This is a genomic window from Paenibacillus konkukensis (assembly GCF_023523925.1).
Lineage (GTDB): Bacteria > Bacillota > Bacilli > Paenibacillales > NBRC-103111 > Paenibacillus_S > Paenibacillus_S doosanensis.
In genome coordinates this window covers 7,407,370-7,426,270 of record NZ_CP027059.1, presented here as the reverse complement: position 1 = coordinate 7,426,270, position 18,901 = coordinate 7,407,370, and the positions used below count along the sequence as shown (strand labels likewise).

Below are 18,901 nucleotides of genomic sequence, written 5' to 3'. Positions count from 1 at the left end.
TTAGTCAATCCCCAACCTGCTTCGGTATTCGGAAGGCAGCTCGCCGGTATATTTCTTGAACGTCTTGGTAAAATGCGGATGATCGGCGTAGCCGACCTCGCCGGATATGTCCGTGATCCGGTAGTGCGGCAGAGCAAGCAGCTTCTTGGCCTTTTCCATCCGCCGGCGGGTGCGGTACTGCACGAACGTCTCCTGGGTCGACTGCTTGAACAGTTGGCTGAAATAGGACGGATTCAGCCCGATCCGGTCGGCAACCTCTTCCAGCGACACCTCCTCGTTCAAATGCTCTTCAATATAAAGCTTCGCTTCCTCCACATGATCCCGCAGCTTCCCTCTGCGCCTTGCCTTAAGCTCCTGCAGCATCAGCTCCAGATCGCTCTGAAAGAGGCTTACGGCCTCGCTCTCCGACTGCACCTGATCCAGCCGGAGCTTATCGGTGAAGACGAACACATCCCTGACGTTCAATCTTTTGATCAAGAGCGCCGAGAACTCCGCGAGCACCTCGATCGTCTGATATAACTTCAACCCGCAGGAGGCCAGCTCCTGCCTGACGAATCCGATAATTTCCAGCAGCCGATCGTGCTGCAGGTTCCACACGGCTTCTTCCGCCGCGCTGACCCACTGCTCCAATCGGGAGACGGAAACGAACGGCTGCGAGGCTTGCTTCGCATAAGCTTTGGCCAGCTTCTCCAAGGCCGCCTCCACCGATTTTTTGCTGATCGGCTTAAGCAAATATTCCTTTACGCCGTAAGACAAACACTTTTGCGCATATTCAAAATCATTGTATCCCGACACGACGACGATTTGTATGTCCGAATCCCATTCCGCCGTACGCCTGCACAATTCGAGCCCGTCCATCTTCGGCATCCGAATGTCCGTAAATAAAAAATGGGGCCGTTCCTCCCGAATTTGCTGCAGCGCATCGCATCCGTGCTCGGCAAGCCGCAAGCTGGCGATAGGCTGGCCCGATTGCTCGATCAGCTTTTGCAGCCCTTTACGGATCACCGGTTCATCATCTGCAATCAATATTCTGTACATGAGGCGCCCCCTTATGTTTCAATCTGCGGCTGTTACCGTCTGCAGCGTACATCTCGACGTACAAGCATGCTCCCCGCGCCGGCCGGCGTGAGGAGCATCGCGCCCGAATCGCATGGCCTGCCGGCCTATGTCCGCCCGAATTAACGGCGCGGCATGCTGATTGTTACGTTCGGGTCTTTGCTATTAAACTTCTCGGTCGCTTCCTTGACGACGTCTTTGCCGCCCTTGCTCTTCCATTCCTCGATCACTTTAGGCCAATCGGAGATAGGCTCCTTGCCGTATACCATCTTCACCATATGCTGAAGCACGATAGGCGCCGCATAGTCGGATTCCGGAGAAATGTCCGGATTGGCGATATAAGCGTCGAGACGCGGCTCGAACTGGATGCCGTCCCGGCCTTCCTTGGACAACATTGTATCATAGATGTTCATCAGTTTCTTGCCTTCTTCGGTCAAGCTGAGCGTTCCCTTATTATACGTCGTATCCTGCACCATCCACAGAAATGCTTGGCGGTAGCGCTCTTCATCGACAGCCTGCGGATCGGTCGGCGCCTTATAGTTGATTTTGCCGTTCTCCATCGTGTAATTCTCGCCCTCTACGCCGAAGGTGAAAAACTGCTCCGCTTCATCGGACAACATCCAATCGAAAAACTTGATGATGCTCTCGGGATTTTTCACATTTTTATTGATGAACCAAGCCCTCGTGACGGAGTTGTACAAGTAATACCCACCCTTGCCGTCAGGGCCGACAGGGGAAGGAATCAATTCCACCTTGGCGTCCGGCACGTTCGCTTTAAGCTGCTGCTCCCATTGCAGCACTTCATTGGCGTTCATCGTCCAGATGCCGGATTTGCCCGCCAAAATCGAGTTTTTATACGTCGTCGGGTTAATCGTAGCGAACTCCTTGTTGATCAACCCTTCGTCGTACATCGTCTTGTACGTTTGCAGAGCCTTCATCATGTTGTCGCTGTTGAAAAACTTCGGAACGATCTGGTCGCCCTGCTGCATCATCATCGACAAATACGGATAAGCGTCGAAAGGTCCGAAGAACGTATCGGCGTATTTGAAGTTTTCCCGTCCTTGATACGGATTCTCGACTCCCATCTCCTTAAATTTGCGCAGGACGTTCAAATAGTCGTCCACCGTTTTCGGGATCGGCAGACCGGCCTTGTCGAGCAAATCTTTGCGGATCGCCGTAGCCCGGCGAGAAGGATTGGACAGAAATTCGGGTATCGCATAAATTTTCCCTTGATACGTTTCCTTTTGCCACGCTTCCTTCGGAATTTTTTTCAGCAGGTTTTGACCGTATTTTTGCAGCAGATCGTCGAGCGGCATGAACACGCCGGCCTGTACGGAACCGGCCATTTCTTTCCCGGATACGCCCCCGCTGCCTTGCACGACGTCAGGAATATCGTTGGTCGCGAACATTTGCGTCATTTTCGTTTCGAATTCCTTATGAGGGACGAGAATGATGTCCAGGTCGGTATTCGTCTTCTCCTCCAGCCGTTTGACCCACTTGTCTTCGTTAATATTGGGCGATTTCTCTACGTAGTTAAAAGCGAGCGTCCGCATCGAGATGGAGAACTTCGCCTTTCCCGCCGGTTGGCCGCCTTCCGCCGCCGGCGCTTGTTCGTTATTGCCCGCGCAGCCGGCCAATGCCGATGCCGCAAGTACGGAGGCCATTCCGGCCTTGATCCATGTTTTCATTGTGTTTGCCCCTTTTCTGTCAGGATGTATACATTCAGCGCCGGAAACTTTTGTAACAGCGCTTTCAATATAGCTACATTGTAGAAGCAGCGGCCACGAGCGAACAATGGAATCGCTTTGGCTTCTATTGTCATTTTTTTAGAAACGGCTCTTCGGAAACGATCAGGACTTGATCGAGCCGATCATCATCCCTTTGACGAAATGCTTCTGCAAAAACGGATAAATGAGCACGATCGGAATGGTAGCGATCATAATCGTCGCCATCTTGATCCCTTCCGGGTTCGAATGGGCCAGCCCGCTGAACTGGGACGCCGAAGGATCGATATTGATATCGTCGGCTTCGATAAGCTGACGCAGCTTGACCTGCAGCGGCCACAAGGCCGGCTTGTTCACGTAATACAGCGCCGCCATGTACGTGTTCCAATGGTTGACGGCATAAAAGATGCCGAGCGAAGCCATAACGGGCTTGGATAACGGAAGCACGATGCTGGAAATCATCCGCAGCTCCGAACAGCCGTCGATTCGCCCCGAATCGATAATTTCCACGGGTATTTGCATGAAGAAAGCGCGCATGACGAAGAAATTAAAAGCGTTGATCGCCCCCGGGAGCAGCAGCGCCCACAGCGAATTCGTCAAATTCAAGCTTTTCATCAAAATGAAATTCGGAATGAGCGGCGCCGAGAACACCATCGTGATGAGCACGAAGAAGACGACATATTTGCGTCCCACATATTCCTGTCTCGACAACGGGTAGGCGAGCGAAGCGGTTGCGATCAAATTAATAAGCGTTCCGGCGACCGTAATATAGACGGTAATGCCGAGCGATCTCCAGATCGAAGCGTCGCTGAATACATATTGATAGTTAATCCAAGTAAAATCGACGGGAGTAAAAACGACTTTCCCGCTAATAATCGCTTCGGAACTGCTGAACGATTGTGCGAGCACATTTAAAAACGGAAGAAACATTACCAAACCGAGCGCGGTCAAAAACAATAGATTGGCTCCGCCGAACAGCTGCATGCCAACGCCCGTCTTTTTCATATCCAACATCTCCTCACCTGTAAGCGTCGCTTGTTTGCCGATCCGCCTAGCGGATCAATAGAGGCTCTCGCCTGTCGTTTTTTTGCTGAGCACGTTTCCGATGACGATAAGCAGCAGCCCTACGACCGATTTGAACAGACCGATTGCCGTCGTATAGCTGTACTGCTGGCTTTGCAGACCCGCTTTATAAATGTACGTATCCAGTATTTCCCCGTTGTTGATATTCAGCGGATTCAAAAATACGTATACGCGCTCAAAGCCGAAATCGAGGAATTTACCGATATGCAGCAAAAACATGATCATAATGGTAGGCATCAGCGAAGGCAGCGTAATGGACAGCGTCTGACGCCAGCGGCTCGCCCCGTCCACCTCGGCCGCTTCGTACAGATCGGGATTAATGCCGGCGAGCGCAGCGAGATAAATGATCGTGCCGTAGCCCGAATCCCGCCAAATGCCCGAGCCTATCAGCACCAAGCGGATGTAGGACTCCTCCCCGAGAAAGTAAACCGGTTCATGGCCCAGCCATGAGATGAACTGGTTCACGATCCCCGTCGACGGCGACAAGATGCCGATCGCTATGCCGCTGACGATAACCCAAGACAAAAAATGCGGCATGTACACGATCGTCTGCAGTATTCTTTTGTAAAAAACGATTCGCAATTCATTGAGCAGCAGCGCCAAAATAATCGGTGCCGGGAAGGCGAATACCAGGTCGTAAAGGCCGATTAACAAGGTGTTGTTCAAAATGTTCAAAAAATCGTAATGCTCGAACATCCGCTTGAAATGGGCCAGTCCCACCCACTTGCTCCCGGAAATGCCTTGAAAAATATTGTAGTTCTGAAAAGCGATCACCGATCCGAATAACGGGATATACTTGAAAATAATAAAGTAAGCGATTGCCGGCAATGTAATGAAATACAGCGTTTTATACTTCCACATGTAGCTGGATAAGCTTGCCCGCGTCATTGCCTTGTAGCTGATCCTGTCGGACGCCTGAATTTTGCTAGCCATACGGCCCCTCCTTTTAGTGTTTCTTCAGATGCGATCGATCGTGCAGCTTTATCCTACCGTGTTTAACCGCTTTCAACAATGGAATCCCTTTTATCGCAATTGTGTTTTTTTTAGGTCGCCCGCATGAGCCCGTTCGCCTCTTCCGATCCTCATATGGTATAGTAAATGCATATACATAGAGCAACTATTTTTCATACGTTCAGGAGGACCTCCCATGGCATTCCAAGGCTTTACTCAAGCAGATTTCGACGTATTTACGACTCCGGGGCTGGAGGCTCGAATGGAGGGCATTCAAGGTCTCATTCAACCGAAATTCAAGGCGATAGGCGACGCGCTGTGCGATGAAACGGCCGTGCTCGCCGGGGATGAAATGTTCCTGCATATCGCCAAGCACGCGAGAAGAACCGTCAACGCGCCGGTCGATACATGGATGGCGCTTTGCCATAATAAACGCGGCTACAAGCAGCATCCGCATTTTCAAGTCGGCCTCTTCGACGATAGAGTGTTCGTCTGGCTCGCTCTCATCTACGAGCTGCCGGAGAAGCAGGCGATCGCGCGGGCTTATTTGAACGAGCTGGATCGGCTCCGCGACATTATTCCAAGCGATTATAAGCTGTCGTTCGATCATATGAAGAAAGACGCCGTCGCCTTCGGCGAGCTTAGCGACAACGAGCTGCAAGCTGAGCTGGAGAGGTTCCGCGATGTGAAGAAAGCCGAGCTGCTGATCGGCCGCACCCTCTTGTCTTCCGATCCCGTACTGGCGGATGGAGAGCAGTTTCTCGACCTGGTCAGACAAACGATTCGAACGCTAATGCCTTTGTATCAAACGGCCCGAAATGCTTCCATATAGTTCCTTTTTGTATAATCCCGGCCAAAACTGCGCACGATTAACTTTGTAGCGCGACACAGCGAGCCGGAAAATTTATGTAATTCTAAGGTTGCGTTAAACTAACTTTAAGACATCCGGCACAGGCTATAGGTAGTTAGCCCATCTCATTTGAGGCTGACCTATCTTATTTGCGAAAGGGTGAACACGAGTATGAGAAGCTTTCCTACGAAAAAAGTGATCGTCACCGGTTTGACCTTCACGATGCTGCTCGGCGGTATGGCGCTGTACGGCTCCAAGCTGCAGGTATATGCCGACGCTCCGGCGAAGCAGCAGGCTCCGTCCGACCAGCGCAGCGAGAAGCTGCAGCCCGGCGAGAAAGGCTCGCATAAAGCGCTGCCGATTCTGGATGAAGCGGCGACGATTCTCGGGATGGAGCCGTCCGCCCTCTCCGCGGCGCTTAAAGAGAAAACGCTCGCCGACATCGCGAAGGAAAAAGGAATCAGCGAAGCGGATCTTATCGCCAAGCTGAAAGCCGTCCGCATCCAAAAGATCGACGAAGCGGTTAAAGCAGGCAAACTGCAGGCGGACCAAGCGGAGAAGATCAAAGCGAGCATGGACAAGCATCTCGCGTTTATGGTCAATCATAAGGGCGGTTTCTGGCACGGTCATCACCGGATGAAGCACCGCGCGCTGCCCGAACCCGCGAAGATCGCGGCCATTCTGGGCATAACGGAGGAGCAGCTCAAGACCCAGCTCCACGAAGGTAAGTCATTGGCAGAAATCGCCGCGGCCAAAGGGATCAGCAAAGATCAGCTTATCGTCAAGATCAAGGATGAGATGACGCCATGGATCGAGAAAATGGTCGAACATAAGCGCGGCGAGGCGCCGGACAAGAAGAAGGAAGCCAAGTAAGCCCGATGCTTACGATACAGATGCAGTAGCCGTTCCGCCGCTCAAACGGGAACGGCTTTTTTTCTGCAAATACGGCCAAAAAATGCGAAATATTTCACACTTCCGTCATTATTTTCGTTTATAATGAAAAAAAAGCGACCTATGTTAAGGCGGTGCCGGCTTTCATGTCCTTGAAACGCTCTTTCAATTTAATCTTTGCTCTTCTGACAGGCGCTGCGGTATGGTTAGGCGCTCTCTCGCTTCCGGCGGAGGCCGCTTCTCCAACGGAGGCTGCGGGCCGTCCGGCCGTTTTGCCCGAATTTCGCGATATCGCAAGCCATTGGGCGAAAGCGGAAATTACCGCTCTGCTCCGCAAAAATTACATTGACGGCTATCGTGACGAAACGACGGGCCAACTGGATTTCAAGCCGGATCAGCCGATTACGAGAGCTGAATTCGTGCGGTATCTCGTCAAAGCCAAGGAACTCCCGTTGTCAGGCAGCACCGAATCGGATCTAACCGACATCGGGAAGAACAAGGAAGATCTAGCCTATATCATGACGGCCGTAGATTACGGATTGGTCAACGGGTATCCGGATCATACGTTCCGACCCGATTCCACGATCAGCCGGGCGGAAATCGCCGCCATTCTGGAGCGCAGCGAAATGCTGAAATCCGGCAAGGAAACGGCGTTCCGCGATGTTCCGGCCGGACCAGAAGATGACGCGGGCCGAAGCGGTCGCCGTCATCTACCGATTGTTCAGTCGCGAGCAGCCGGACACGAGCGGTTAATCCTCCCGATGGAAAAACAATGAAAAAGCCGTCCAGGCTCATCATGTGAGCTTGAACGGCTTACTCTCGTTTCTATGGCTTAGGCTCGCTGCGACAATGGATTCGTTTCCCGGTCGACGACGATGAAACGGTACAGCAAGTACAACGCAGCGAGCGACAGTACGGCGCCGATATAAAACGGCAGCTGCTGGCTGTATTGATAGATGCCCGCTCCGAGCAGCGGCCCTGTAATCCGCCCGAGGCTATCCATCGACGAGCTGAGGCCCGACGCTACGCCTTGTCCTACCTTCGTTTTCTGCGTGATCAGCGAGGTTACGCAAGGACGAATCAGCGCATTGCCCGCCCCGAATACGGACAAATAAATCGATGCCGTGGTGAGGTTCATCGAGAACAAAATGAGCACGAAGCCGACCGCCGACAATACGAGGCCGAGGCCGACGACCTTGGCTTCATCCCCCCTCTTGATGAACCGGCGAACGACGCCCCCTTGAATTAAGGCGCCGACAACGCCGCTAACGGCGAACATGATGCCGAGATCCAGCGAGCTGGCCCCGATCTTGTCCTTCTCGAACAGCAGCAGCGTTGCCTCCAGGCCCGCCAGTGTAAACGATACGAAGAACGAAAGGGTATACAAGTATTTGAGCGAGCCGACAAAAGCGCTCCAGCGCGACGGCTTGTCCGCCTGAGGCTGACGCCGCTTGTCGCGGCTGAGCGATTCGGGCAGCATGACCAGCGCGAAGAAGAACGTAGCCAGCGCCAGCAGCGAGGAAGCAAAGAACGGCACCTGGAAGCCCCACTGGCTCAAAATGCCGCCGACCGCCGGCCCGAAGATGAAGCCGAGACCGATGGACATGCCGACGAGTCCCATTCCTTTAGTCCGGTTTTCCTCCGTCGTAATGTCGGCGACGTAAGCGACGGCGCAGGCGGTTGCCGCTCCGGAGAACAGCCCCCCGAGAATTCTTGAAGCGTACATTAGCGCCAGGTTTCCGTCGGCGATGCCGAACACAAAGAAGCTGGCGCTGAAGCCGAGCGTTCCGATCATAATAATGGGCCTTCTGCCGATCCGGTCCGAGATGCCTCCCCAGATCGGAGACATCAGAAATGAAGCCAGAGAATAGATCGACAGCAGCATGCCTAGGTGAAAGCTGCTGGCTCCTGATCCCGTCACCGCGTCGGGAAGCACCGGAATAATGATGCCGAAGCCGATAAATATCGTCATCAGCAGCACCATAATAATGGCCAGCTGTTTTTTCATAGTGTATCCAAAGCCTCCCAGTCCAAAGTATATAGCTATCGTATCATAACTTTTTTCTATAAGGAAATGAGCGGTCGCAAGATTAACAAAATGGACAAATCCGGGGGCATTTGCGCCTGCAAAACGGCTTTCGCGGCAGCGTTTTTCCCGGTATTGCAAAATCCGCTTGCATCCGCCCCCCGTATGGTTTAGTATATCTAAGATTGGGGTCAAATTTTGACCCTGATTATCTTTATTTTACTATGAAAGGTAGGCATGACAGTGGATCATAGTCGCACTCCTCTGTTCTCTGCTCTGAAGCAGCACGCAGAGCGCAATCCAATTCAATTCCATATTCCAGGCCATAAAAAAGGAGTCGGGATGGACCCGGAGTACCGGCAGTTTATCGGTGACAACGCACTGTCCATCGACCTTATCAATATAGCACCGCTCGATGATCTGCATCAGCCGACCGGCGTCATCGAGGAATCCCAGCGGCTGGCCGCCGACGCCTTCGGCGCCGATCATACGTTCTTCTCCGTTCAAGGCACGAGCGGCGCGATCATGACGATGATATTGACCGTCTGCTCCCAGGGCGATAAGATCATCGTTCCCCGCAATGTGCATAAATCGGTTATGGCCGCCATTATTTTTGCCGGAGCGAAGCCAGTCTTCATCTCTCCTGTCCGCGACGAGAATCTGGGGATCGATCACGGGATTACGACCCGCTCCGTAAGAAGGGCGCTGGAGAGACATCCGGATGCCAAAGCCGTGCTGGTCATTAATCCGACCTATTACGGCGTATGCGCCAACCTGAAAGAAATCGTCGAGCTGGTTCACAGCTACAACATGCCTGTGCTCGTAGACGAAGCGCACGGCGTGCTGATTCATTTCAGCGACAAGCTGCCGATGTCCGCCATGGAAGCGGGCGCCGATATGGCCGCAACCAGCGTCCACAAGCTCGGCGGCTCGATGACGCAGAGCTCCGTCTTGAATGTGAAGGAAGGACGCATCAACGCGCGCCGGGTGAAGACGATCATCAGCATGCTGACGACGACGTCCACCTCGTATATTTTGCTCGCTTCCCTCGATACGGCCAGGAGACATCTGGCTTTAAACGGCAAGCAGATGGCCGAACAGGCGATCGAGCTGGCTCATTACGCCCGCAGATCCATTAACGAAATTGCCGGGATGAGCTGCTTCGGAGAAGAGATTCTCGGCAAGGAAGCTACCTACGATTATGATCCGACCAAGATCAACGTCCATGTGCGTCATCTCGGCATTACCGGGTACGACGCGGAGAACTGGCTGCGCGAGCATTACAACATCGAAGTGGAGCTCAGCGATTTGTACAATATTCTTTGCCTGATTACCCCCGGGGATACGAAAGAGAATGTGGACACATTGCTTGAGGCGCTGCGCGAGCTGTCTCGGCAAAATTACAATATCCGTCAGGCGAACGAACTGGTCATTAAAATTCCGAAAATTCCGCAGCTTACGCTGACACCGCGTGACGCGTTCTATGGAGATACGGAAATCATTCCTTTCAAGGAATCGGCCGACCGGATCATCGCCGAGTTTATTTACGTCTATCCTCCGGGCATTCCGATTCTGCTTCCCGGGGAAGTCATCTCGCAAGATTTGATCGACTACATTACCGAGCATGTCGAGGTAGGCCTTCCGGTGAAAGGCCCTGAAGACCGCAGCATCGAGAATGTGAAAGTGATCGTGGAGACGCCCGCTATCTTCTAAACGGCGGCTTCCTTCAATGAAAAAGCCTCTCAAATCCGCCGGCAAGGCGACTGGGAGGCTTCTTCCTTATTAATTTGCTTCTCTCTCCAGCCATTCGATAACATCGGCCACCGCATGGTCGTCATGATGCTTGCATGTGCGATCGCATACATCCGTTAGCGAGGCGTGCGCATTGGCTACGGCGATGCCGACGCCGGCTCTGCGCAGCATTTCCAGATCATTGAGGTGATCGCCCATCGCGATGCACTTCGCCCGCTCAATTCCTTTCGCCGCCATCAATTCCTCCAACGCATGCCCTTTCGTCGCGTTCTCCGGCAATATTTCCAAATATTTATCGTCCGAGCGAACCCATGTCAGCTTCTCCTTGAACTGTTCGGTAAAAGCCTCCACCTCATCTAACTTCGCCGGATTCCAGGCCAGCAGCACTTTAATCCAAGGCTCCGGCAGCAGTTCCATGCTCTCGGTCGCCGGCCTTTTGAAATTTTCCATGCTGCGGTGATGATCCGTCACTTCGTTCTCGCGCAAATAATACGGCTCGCTGCCGCAGTAAATTTCCACGCCCAGCCCGGGAAAGCGGTCCATGACCTGCTGCAGCGCACGACGCGCCGCTTCGGGCAGCGTTCTCTGCCACACCACCTCATTGTTGGCAAAATCGTACATCATCGCCCCATTATATAAAATGGCCGGAGCGGTCAGCGGCAGCACGTCCGCAAAACGCCTTACGGAACCGGCGATTCTCCCGGTCGCAAGGGTAAACATCCCCCCCTGCTCGACAAACCGTTCGATAGCCCGCTTATTTTCCGGACTAATCATTTTACCGCTGTTCAATAACGTTCCGTCCATATCGGTAACGAGCATATATCCTGCGAATCTTTTGTTCATCGTCTCTTCCCCTCTCCTGACTCTTCCGACGGTTAACGCGGAAGACCATCCCTCCATAATGATACAACCGCTCATCATATTGTCAATCCATACCCGAAATGCTATGATGGTCATACGGTATATGAAAACCTTTCCAGTCCACAATACAGGCAGGTGTATAGGTAATGGCTCAAAGCGCTTATATCAAGTTTGTTGACGGCTCTACTCTTTCTTCCTTGACCTTGGATGAACTCAAAGAACAGCTGCTGCATTACGAGGAACAGCTGAACCTCACGGGCAAACAGTTAGGCTGGGATTACGGCGACGCAGGTTTCCCCTATACTATCGAAACCAAACCGGGAGCCGATGGCTCATGGTTTTACCTCAAAGGTAAAAACGCATTGTACAAATATATCGTTATGGGGGCCGGCAAGGAACAAAGCGGCGATATCGAGCGAAATTATGTGCAAGTGGTGCTTCCCGACGATTGTACGCACGGGGACAAGGCCAAAGGCAACGAGTTCTGCAAATATTTGGCCAAGCTTTGGAAGGCGGAGCTGCATTTGTTCAACGGCCGGATTATGTACTTTAATCCTCGTAAATAAGAGGGTTCTGCCTATGGCGGTACAATAAAAAAACCTTCCTGCAGGAAGGTTTTTTTGTTCGCCGCTAGCTTATTCAGCCTCTTGTTCTTCTACGATTTGATTGTAGATTTGAACGACGCGGTCCCATTCTTCTTCGTCCTCGATGCTGGCCAAGAACGCTTCGTCATCTTCTTCTTCAATCCGGAAAATAACGCCGTCAGCTTCAGGATCGTTACGATCCAGCAAAACCGCATAAGGCTGTTCGCCTGCTTCGAATGTGTATACCATCACCATTTCGTGCTCAACACCATCTTTATCTGTAACAATAAAAATATCGTCTTCGTGGTCGTGGTCATGATTACATGATTCGTCATGTACGTGATCGCTCATGGGAAAACCTCATTTCCTAAATTTAATAGTCATCCCTCGTATCGTAACATTTTCATGAACACAGGTCAACGCAAATGCAGCGCGGCGCCCGGATATCCATTATTCGGAAACGATCACTTTTTGCGATACGACCGTATAGTCTCCGTCTTCGTCCAGCTTAATAGAGAACTTGATCACGTAGTCTCCCGCCTCGTCGAACGATACGGAGAACGGCCACGGATACCAGAAGTTTTCTTTCTGTCCGTTGACGACCTTCTCATGCGGCGCTACCGCCTGCTCTCCGCTTGGCGTTTCAATCGAGATTTTAAAAGAATAGAAAGGCGTCTTCATACTGTCTACCTGAGCAAATACGGCAAAATCGATCTTCTTCCCTTTGGGCACCCTTCCGAAAGGAGATTTGATCGAATAGTCATCATTCACCTTCTCCGCCACGAACATATGAACGTTCGGCTTGTAAACCGATACCGTCTTGGTATTGTTATCCCAGCGAACGAGCGCTTGAAGCGACTCCGACAATGCGCGTACAGGGAGTACCGCACTGCCTTTAACTAAAAATGCAGGCACTTCACTATCCGTGAACTGCTTCTCCACATCATTGATCACCGTTTTTACTTTACTGTAGCCTTCAAACTCGCCCCAAACAGAGCTGGCCATTGCCCCCGTAGCTCCAAACAACGAAAGCGAGAGCACCAGCGTTAACATCCGTGGCACTTTAAACATTCCTGCAACCTCCATCGTGTCCTGTACTTTGTTCATATGCTTATACTCCGGCGAATGGAAAGAGTTGCGCTCATTTCCTAAAAAAACATAAACTCGCTTACCGGAATTTACTAGATATATTAAAAAAACAAGATCATTGCTCAAAATATGCCAACATATAGCTTTCTTCGACAACCGGAGACGTTAACGGAACAATCGATGCCCGATATTGGTTACGGGCCGATCGGCTGCGCTCTTCCTCCGCTTAGCAGCTCTTGAAGCTTCTCCTCGCACTTGCCCTTGAGGACGACAGGCATGATGGAGCAGTGAAATTCGTAACCACGAACCACATACATAACATGATAGTTACGCTCCGGCGTTAACTCCTCCAGAACGATCCGGCAGCCTTGCTTCTTCAAGCTGCGCTTTGCTTCCCTATGCTCCCGCTCCGCCGCCTTCGACAAATGCTCGAACACGCCGTTCCAGATCCGGGAGAGCTTCATTCCCTCCGCCTGCCGTCGATCCAGCTCCAGCGCTTTGAGCAGATGCAGCGTCACCACATATTGATAGACCCCATGTTCTATAGAAGGATTCAGCATACCCATTTACCCGCACCTCGAAAAGATAATGTATTAACTCGATTATACAGAACATTTGTTCCCATATCAAGCTGGTAAAGCTTGGTTTATCCGAATAAACATGGTATATTTCATCTATGGCATGAATTCTTCCCTAAGGAGATGGCTGCATGTCCGACGCAATCCGTATCGAATCGGAAATCGAGAGACTCAAACAACTTCTGGAGCAAATCGCGTTAAAACATCAATATAACTTCGGACATCCTGAAGTTCTTGCGCTCAGCCAGACACTGGATCGCGTTATTTTGCAGCAAATGATGCAGAAAAAGGTGAAATAATTAACATTTTACGAGGTTAATTTTTCCTTGTAATGAGGCTCCGCCGCATGGTAGTCTAAAAAAAGACACATGTGCTTTTCCAACAATGAGTGGAGGATCGTTCGTGGCTCTGCAAATCCAGATGATCGGCACGGGAAGTGCTTTTTCCAAAAAGTATTATAATAACAATGCCTTGATAACCGTCGACGGAAGCATGCTGCTGGTCGACTGCGGAGCGACTGCTCCGCAAGCCTTACATAAGCTGAATATACCCTTGGATCGGATAGACGCCATCCTGATTACTCATATTCATGCGGATCATGTCGGAGGGATGGAAGAGTTCGCCTTTCGCCTCAAATACGCTTATAAAAAGAAAACAAGGCTGTACGTGCCTTCCGCAATCGCAGATTCCTTATGGAATCATTCGCTTCGCGGCGGATTGGAAAATTTGGCCGAAGGCATGTCCGGCTTGGACGATTATTTTGACGTCGTGCTTCTGGACGAAGGCGAAGCTTCGGCCGTCTTCCCCAATCTCCAAGTGGAGCTGATTCGTACGGAGCATATTCCCGCGAAACCCAGCTACTCCTTGTTTATTAACGACATGCTGTTCTACAGCGCCGACTGCAAGTTTGACGCCGAATTGTTGACCCGGCTGTACGAACATAGGGGCTGCCGCTACATTATGCACGATTGCCAGCTTTCCTCCCCCGGTCTTGTCCACGCCAGTTTGGACGAACTGCTGACGCTGCCTCCCGAGCTGCAGCGAACGGTGCACCTGATGCACTATGACGATACGATGGAACAATTCATAGGGAAGACCGGGGAAATGACGTTCGTAGAGCAGCATAAATGGTACACATTTTCATAAGAGCATGGAACCATCCCCGTTTCGAAGAAACCCCGTTAATTCGCTAGAGCCGGCACGCCGCATTGCTGAAGCAGCAACCAAAAAACCTGGCCTCACTGTGGAGGTCAGGTTTTTATGCTTTAAAACATCGGGAGCTGATCCAAATTGTTCGTCGGATCGCCGTCGGCATCGCCTCGAATATAGAAATCGCCGTCTTTTCCTTTAAATACGTTTACCCCTTCGATATTTCCGCCGCGGACTTCATGAAGAGCCTGCTCGTATTGCAGGACACGGCCACTCGACGTTTTGAAGGCGGTAATGTCGCCGTCGCCGTTTTTCTGAACAGCTACAAAACTCTCGCGCTGCATGCTTCTCTTCCTCCTCTATTCGTTGGTTTCAAGCACCCCTCCGCTTTTTCGGAAAGGCTTATCTCCTATTTTGCGTCCATTAAAAAGAATTTATGCAAGAAAAGCAGTTTTTCCGCCTAAAGCAGCAGGATTTGTAAGGAAGATAGAGAATTCCATTAATAACCTTTCATTCCTACATTGTGATAAGGAGTATGAAAGCATGAGCTATAATTGGATCCTGCTACTATACGCATCCGTTATTTGTACCTCTTCCATCATTTTTGAGACGACGTCAAATCCATTGCTGCTCATAGTTATCGCAATTGCTTATTTCGGCGTTCATGTTATCGAGAACAAAATTGCCGGCGCTTCGCTGCTGCAAATAGGGCTGCTTATCGCCTTTCACTATGTCAGCGAAATGGATTTATGCTTGCCGCTTTATCTTGCCCAGATGGGCAAGCAGCTGATGAAAAACCATAACATGCGCTCAGTTACGGCAATCAGCCTGCTGTACGCGGTGTCTTGCGCGCTGGTGGCCGCCACTTACATTCCTTACTCCGAATACGGCATCTTCACTCTGGTGTTCAGCACGTTCAGCTGTCTCGTCTTTGCTTTTCTATTCAACCGCTTTATTCATGTAATGGAGCACCAAACGCAGGCATTGGACAACGAAAAGAAACGTTTGACCACGCACGACGCGCTGACCGGACTGTATAACTACGAGGAATGTCACCGGCAGCTGGAGCAGCTTGTCCAGGCGGGCAAATCGGTCGTTATCGTGCTGATCGATTGCAAAGACTTGAAATCGCTTAATACGATCAACGGGTTTCACGGCGTCAACCGGATTTTGAAACAGGCCGCGCAGCTGCTGCGGATCATGTTTCCCGAAGCTCTGGCCATCTCCCGCTACGGCGGCGACGAATTCGCCATCGTGCTGGAATACGATAATTCTCAGCATGCGATGAATACGATTACTCAGATGCTTGCTTCGGAATTTCCCAAGCTAACGGGCATCGAAATCAATTACGGCATGGCGTTTTATCCGGATGACGGGACGTCCAAGGACGATTTGTTTTTTAATGCGGAGCGCAATCTGTACACGATGAAGAGAGAATCGTGGCTCAAGCGCGAGGAACATATGCTCCGATCGGAAAAGCTGCGCGTCGTGGGCGAGCTTGCTTCCGGCATGGCGCATGAAATCCGCAATCCGCTGACGACGATCAAAGGCTTTCTGCAAATATCGAAGTCGGATAATTATAATATCCGTCCCTGGTACGATTTAATCATGGATGAAATTACCCGCATGAGCATGTTGACCGCGGAGTTTCTTCAATTCTCCAAGCCTCACGCCTCTCAATTCAAAGTACACTCGATTAACGACTGTATACATAGAGTCATCTCGCTACTGGATTCGGAGACTGCGCGGCTTGGACATCATATTGAGTTTAACGCTTCCCCGACCCCGATACATATGCTAATGGATCAAGATAAGATGCTTCAGCTGCTGCTAAACCTTATCAAGAATGCATTCGAAGCCATGACGGAGCAGGGTCAGGTGCGCATCCGGTTATATCAGGCCGATCAGCAGGCGGTAATCGAAATTTCCGATACGGGAGAAGGCATTCCCGAAACGGAGCTGGATAAAATCTTTCTGCCCTTCTACACGACCAAAGAATCGGGGACTGGACTGGGACTGTCGATTTGCCATAAAATCGTTCAAGATCATGAAGGGACTATGGAAGTGGAGAGCGAAGCGGGCAAAGGCACCAAATTTACGATCACCGTTCCCGTTTCCCAGCCGGAATCCTCCTCCGCCATGATGCCGGGAAGCAACCGGATGACGGTATAAAATCCGGACGCAAACAACCCTGCCGCTTGGCGCAAAGCGCTGCAGGGTTGTTTTTGCGTCTGCCCTAAGGCCATGGCAGCCATCTTCGTTTAGGGGGACGCGGTTCCATCACATAGCTGAACGCGCCGGTAAACATCCCCATGAGCGCCCCTCCCAAAACTTCCTCGGGCAGATGGCCCAATCGTTCCTCCAGCCGCTTCTGCCGCTTCGCTTGAATATAAGGCGGAGCGCTTTCCGCTAACTGCGCAACCGTATTGCCAAGCTCGTTGACTTCGGTTGCAATAATACCGGCCTGCCTGCGAATGCCCATTGCGTCGAACATGACGATCAAGCCCAGCATGCTGGCCGTAGCAAAATGAACGGAGGTGATCCCTCGTTTCAAGCCGACATAAGCGGCCAACGAAGCGACGCCTGCGGAATGAGAGCTCGGCATCCCTCCCGTTCTAAAGGCATTCGACCAATCCCAACGCCCGGTTTGCTGATAAGCCAGCGGAACCTTCGCAAGCTGGGCCAGCCCGATCGTAAAGACGGCGGTTGTTAACGCTCGGTTCATCTTATCCCCCCTAGCTATAGCATCCTAAATCGAGGGCCGTCTTATGCATCGTAAGTCTACTCGGCTTGGACGTACATGCCGCTTCCGTCTTCGTCCCAGCCGACGGCTACGCCGAACAGCTCAGGCAGATCGTCGACCGGCACGGCAGGCTCTTTGCCCATTTTTTTGGCGGGATGGCGGAGCTTGATGGTTTGCCCGTCTACATCGGCCTCTTCGGCATTCAGCTGCAGCTGCACGGTTCGCCGGTGAAACCGGAGATGCACCGGCTTGCCGTCGCCATCAAGCGACCGGTCAAGCGAACTATCCGGAGGTGCATCGTCGGAAAATACTTTTAACGGCACGTAGACGATCCCGTTCTCGTCATACTTTCTGACGGCTGCAGCCGGCTTTCCGTTCATAATCACGACGGCCATGGGCCATCGGTCCATTCCTTCGCTCTTCAGCATCCGCGGCAGCCCCTGCTTTTCCAAAGGCATTCCCGTCGCGCTCAATGCGCCCGATTCCGGATGGTACGCATACCAATTCATATAAAACGGCGTATACATAAGCTGATGGCTTTCGGGCTCCAAAGCCCATATTTGAATATGCGCATAGAAACGGTTCAGCTGTTGTAAAGCTTGTAAATCCAACACCGTTTCGACGGAGCCGCTTCCTTGGACGGCAAGCCCGGCGGTGAGGATGACAGGCATTCCTCCCTGCTCGCTGAAGCCTGCGACGCGAATGCCGTATTGCACCGTTTGAGCATCGTCCGCGGCAGCAGATGTGAATACCAGACGGTATAAGCCGCCTTCGCCTTCGCCGTCGGAAGCGTCCATAGGCTCCCAACGCTCAATTTGCGGCAGCTTCAGCGGCGTCCGGGGGGCCAGCCCCGCCGCCGACTCCCAGTAGCGGCGTACTTCGGGCAGCGTCTGCACCGCAGGGATATATTCGTTTTCATGACGCAGCAAATAGACGACATCCTTAGGATCATCGGGAATCGGCTTCGCACCGACGCCGAATAGCTGCACATAATCCTCTGCCATGATTTCATCGGGGTCCCATTTATGAATAAAAGGCAGCTTCGAACCGGCCCACCGGACAGGATAACCGTCCAGCTCCCTCAGCTCCGCCCATTCGGAATGCTCCGTCAGCTGGTTAGGATAGACGCCATCTTTTCGATAAAGCCAGTAATAGGTAAAATGATGGCCGTACTCATGAATAAGCGTGCGTTCGACGGGCAAGCTTTCCACTTCGTATAAGCTGATGGAGGCGGATTCCCGATCGTAAAGACCTACCCGCGAGCCGCTTTTTCCCACGCTCTTCTCCGGATACAGCAAGACCTTGTTTAAATGCTGCAGCTCTTCACCGTGCTCGCATTGGATCAGCAGCTCATAGAGGCTTCTCAGCCTATCCGTATCCCACATCGGGCTATAGCTTTCAAACTGAATCCCTTCGGAACTAATATACACCGCCTTCGGCTGCTCCTCCTCTCGTGCCCCGACGATGCTTGCTCCGATCAACCAGATTGCGATAAAAGTCCCTAACACAGCAAATTTCTTCAGTACAATCAACCCCATCGCAACATGATAACGCTTACAAAGTT

The 18,901-nt window shown here is 51.8% G+C and carries 20 protein-coding genes; 8 read left to right on the top strand and 12 right to left on the bottom strand.

Features of this window, described 5'->3' with window-relative positions; all coding sequences use genetic code 11:
• The 4 genes from SK3146_RS32350 to SK3146_RS32335 all read right to left on the bottom strand — a co-directional run bounded on the left by SK3146_RS32350 (position 1) and on the right by SK3146_RS32335 (position 4,796).
• Positions 1–1,038: a response regulator transcription factor gene (locus tag SK3146_RS32350; RefSeq protein ID WP_249862660.1), complete on the bottom strand. Its 1,038-nt coding sequence runs from the start codon at positions 1,036–1,038 to the stop codon at positions 1–3.
• Positions 1,039–1,178: 140 nt separating this feature from the next.
• Positions 1,179–2,744: an extracellular solute-binding protein gene (locus SK3146_RS32345; protein WP_249862659.1), complete on the bottom strand. Its 1,566-nt coding sequence runs from the start codon at positions 2,742–2,744 to the stop codon at positions 1,179–1,181.
• 162 nt (positions 2,745–2,906) lie between these two features.
• Positions 2,907–3,785, bottom strand: a complete 879-nt coding sequence (locus tag SK3146_RS32340; protein WP_249862658.1) for a carbohydrate ABC transporter permease — start codon at positions 3,783–3,785, stop codon at positions 2,907–2,909.
• A 54-nt stretch (positions 3,786–3,839) separates the two neighbouring features.
• The gene (locus SK3146_RS32335) at positions 3,840–4,796 is read right to left on the bottom strand and encodes an ABC transporter permease (protein WP_249862657.1); all 957 of its coding nucleotides are present in this window, start codon (positions 4,794–4,796) and stop codon (positions 3,840–3,842) included.
• A 214-nt stretch (positions 4,797–5,010) separates the two neighbouring features.
• Between SK3146_RS32335 and SK3146_RS32330 the strand changes: the two genes are divergently transcribed.
• From SK3146_RS32330 to SK3146_RS32320, 3 genes are all read left to right on the top strand, one after another.
• Positions 5,011–5,646, top strand: a complete 636-nt coding sequence (locus tag SK3146_RS32330) for a YktB family protein (protein ID WP_249862656.1) — start codon at positions 5,011–5,013, stop codon at positions 5,644–5,646.
• A gap of 189 nt (positions 5,647–5,835) precedes the next feature.
• Entirely contained in the window at positions 5,836–6,537 is a 702-nt protein-coding gene (locus SK3146_RS32325) for a hypothetical protein (protein WP_249862655.1), read from the top strand.
• A 164-nt stretch (positions 6,538–6,701) separates the two neighbouring features.
• The gene (locus SK3146_RS32320) at positions 6,702–7,331 is read left to right on the top strand and encodes an S-layer homology domain-containing protein (protein WP_249862654.1); all 630 of its coding nucleotides are present in this window, start codon (positions 6,702–6,704) and stop codon (positions 7,329–7,331) included.
• A 56-nt stretch (positions 7,332–7,387) separates the two neighbouring features.
• Here SK3146_RS32320 and SK3146_RS32315 read toward each other — a convergent pair whose 3' ends face one another.
• Positions 7,388–8,563 carry an MFS transporter gene (locus SK3146_RS32315; RefSeq protein ID WP_249862653.1) on the bottom strand — a complete coding sequence of 392 codons (1,176 nt, stop codon included), beginning with the start codon at positions 8,561–8,563 and terminating at the stop codon, positions 7,388–7,390.
• Between the two features lie 255 nt (positions 8,564–8,818).
• Here SK3146_RS32315 and SK3146_RS32310 point away from each other — a divergent pair, with 255 nt between their 5' ends.
• On the top strand, positions 8,819–10,294 hold the full coding sequence (locus SK3146_RS32310; RefSeq protein WP_249862652.1) for an aminotransferase class I/II-fold pyridoxal phosphate-dependent enzyme: 1,476 nt from the start codon (positions 8,819–8,821) through the stop codon (positions 10,292–10,294).
• Between the two features lie 69 nt (positions 10,295–10,363).
• On the opposite strand, the gene SK3146_RS32305 is transcribed toward SK3146_RS32310, so the two are convergent.
• On the bottom strand, positions 10,364–11,176 hold the full coding sequence (locus SK3146_RS32305; RefSeq protein ID WP_249862651.1) for an HAD family hydrolase: 813 nt from the start codon (positions 11,174–11,176) through the stop codon (positions 10,364–10,366).
• Between the two features lie 164 nt (positions 11,177–11,340).
• Between SK3146_RS32305 and SK3146_RS32300 the strand changes: the two genes are divergently transcribed.
• Positions 11,341–11,760 (top strand): DUF1885 family protein, encoded by a 420-nt coding sequence (locus SK3146_RS32300; protein ID WP_249862650.1) that lies wholly within the window; start codon positions 11,341–11,343, stop codon positions 11,758–11,760.
• A 69-nt stretch (positions 11,761–11,829) separates the two neighbouring features.
• Here the strand turns inward: SK3146_RS32300 and SK3146_RS32295 are convergent, their stop codons facing one another.
• From SK3146_RS32295 to SK3146_RS32285, 3 genes are all read right to left on the bottom strand, one after another.
• Complete coding sequence (locus SK3146_RS32295) at positions 11,830–12,129, bottom strand: DUF1292 domain-containing protein (protein WP_249862649.1); 300 nt, start codon at positions 12,127–12,129, stop codon at positions 11,830–11,832.
• 99 nt (positions 12,130–12,228) lie between these two features.
• On the bottom strand, positions 12,229–12,885 hold the full coding sequence (locus SK3146_RS32290) for a stalk domain-containing protein (protein WP_249862648.1): 657 nt from the start codon (positions 12,883–12,885) through the stop codon (positions 12,229–12,231).
• 176 nt (positions 12,886–13,061) lie between these two features.
• Positions 13,062–13,433: a YhjD family protein gene (locus tag SK3146_RS32285; RefSeq protein WP_249862647.1), complete on the bottom strand. Its 372-nt coding sequence runs from the start codon at positions 13,431–13,433 to the stop codon at positions 13,062–13,064.
• A gap of 143 nt (positions 13,434–13,576) precedes the next feature.
• On the opposite strand from SK3146_RS32285, the gene SK3146_RS32280 reads away from it, so the two are divergent.
• Positions 13,577–13,744: an aspartyl-phosphate phosphatase Spo0E family protein gene (locus SK3146_RS32280; protein WP_249862646.1), complete on the top strand. Its 168-nt coding sequence runs from the start codon at positions 13,577–13,579 to the stop codon at positions 13,742–13,744.
• 103 nt (positions 13,745–13,847) lie between these two features.
• Positions 13,848–14,591, top strand: coding sequence for an MBL fold metallo-hydrolase (locus tag SK3146_RS32275; RefSeq protein ID WP_249862645.1), 744 nt, complete (start codon positions 13,848–13,850; stop codon positions 14,589–14,591).
• 119 nt (positions 14,592–14,710) lie between these two features.
• Here the strand turns inward: SK3146_RS32275 and SK3146_RS32270 are convergent, their stop codons facing one another.
• Positions 14,711–14,938 carry a DUF3892 domain-containing protein gene (locus SK3146_RS32270; protein WP_249862644.1) on the bottom strand — a complete coding sequence of 76 codons (228 nt, stop codon included), beginning with the start codon at positions 14,936–14,938 and terminating at the stop codon, positions 14,711–14,713.
• Between the two features lie 199 nt (positions 14,939–15,137).
• Between SK3146_RS32270 and SK3146_RS32265 the strand changes: the two genes are divergently transcribed.
• Entirely contained in the window at positions 15,138–16,766 is a 1,629-nt protein-coding gene (locus SK3146_RS32265; RefSeq protein ID WP_249862643.1) for an ATP-binding protein, read from the top strand.
• A 64-nt stretch (positions 16,767–16,830) separates the two neighbouring features.
• Here SK3146_RS32265 and SK3146_RS32260 read toward each other — a convergent pair whose 3' ends face one another.
• Positions 16,831–17,319, bottom strand: a complete 489-nt coding sequence (locus SK3146_RS32260) for a divergent PAP2 family protein (protein ID WP_249862642.1) — start codon at positions 17,317–17,319, stop codon at positions 16,831–16,833.
• 56 nt (positions 17,320–17,375) lie between these two features.
• Entirely contained in the window at positions 17,376–18,845 is a 1,470-nt protein-coding gene (locus tag SK3146_RS32255) for a stalk domain-containing protein (protein WP_249862641.1), read from the bottom strand.
• Positions 18,846–18,901 lie beyond the last annotated feature (56 nt).

Coding starts and splice junctions, on each gene's coding strand:
- SK3146_RS32350 (WP_249862660.1), bottom strand. CDS start 1,038: ATGTACAGAATATTGATTGCAGATGATGAACCGGTGATCCGTAAAGGG.
- SK3146_RS32345 (WP_249862659.1), bottom strand. CDS start 2,744: ATGAAAACATGGATCAAGGCCGGAATGGCCTCCGTACTTGCGGCATCG.
- SK3146_RS32340 (WP_249862658.1), bottom strand. CDS start 3,785: ATGAAAAAGACGGGCGTTGGCATGCAGCTGTTCGGCGGAGCCAATCTA.
- SK3146_RS32335 (WP_249862657.1), bottom strand. CDS start 4,796: ATGGCTAGCAAAATTCAGGCGTCCGACAGGATCAGCTACAAGGCAATG.
- SK3146_RS32330 (WP_249862656.1), top strand. CDS start 5,011: ATGGCATTCCAAGGCTTTACTCAAGCAGATTTCGACGTATTTACGACT.
- SK3146_RS32325 (WP_249862655.1), top strand. CDS start 5,836: ATGAGAAGCTTTCCTACGAAAAAAGTGATCGTCACCGGTTTGACCTTC.
- SK3146_RS32320 (WP_249862654.1), top strand. CDS start 6,702: ATGTCCTTGAAACGCTCTTTCAATTTAATCTTTGCTCTTCTGACAGGC.
- SK3146_RS32315 (WP_249862653.1), bottom strand. CDS start 8,563: ATGAAAAAACAGCTGGCCATTATTATGGTGCTGCTGATGACGATATTT.
- SK3146_RS32310 (WP_249862652.1), top strand. CDS start 8,819: ATGACAGTGGATCATAGTCGCACTCCTCTGTTCTCTGCTCTGAAGCAG.
- SK3146_RS32305 (WP_249862651.1), bottom strand. CDS start 11,176: ATGAACAAAAGATTCGCAGGATATATGCTCGTTACCGATATGGACGGA.
- SK3146_RS32300 (WP_249862650.1), top strand. CDS start 11,341: ATGGCTCAAAGCGCTTATATCAAGTTTGTTGACGGCTCTACTCTTTCT.
- SK3146_RS32295 (WP_249862649.1), bottom strand. CDS start 12,129: ATGAGCGATCACGTACATGACGAATCATGTAATCATGACCACGACCAC.
- SK3146_RS32290 (WP_249862648.1), bottom strand. CDS start 12,885: ATGAACAAAGTACAGGACACGATGGAGGTTGCAGGAATGTTTAAAGTG.
- SK3146_RS32285 (WP_249862647.1), bottom strand. CDS start 13,433: ATGGGTATGCTGAATCCTTCTATAGAACATGGGGTCTATCAATATGTG.
- SK3146_RS32280 (WP_249862646.1), top strand. CDS start 13,577: ATGTCCGACGCAATCCGTATCGAATCGGAAATCGAGAGACTCAAACAA.
- SK3146_RS32270 (WP_249862644.1), bottom strand. CDS start 14,938: ATGCAGCGCGAGAGTTTTGTAGCTGTTCAGAAAAACGGCGACGGCGAC.
- SK3146_RS32265 (WP_249862643.1), top strand. CDS start 15,138: ATGAGCTATAATTGGATCCTGCTACTATACGCATCCGTTATTTGTACC.
- SK3146_RS32260 (WP_249862642.1), bottom strand. CDS start 17,319: ATGAACCGAGCGTTAACAACCGCCGTCTTTACGATCGGGCTGGCCCAG.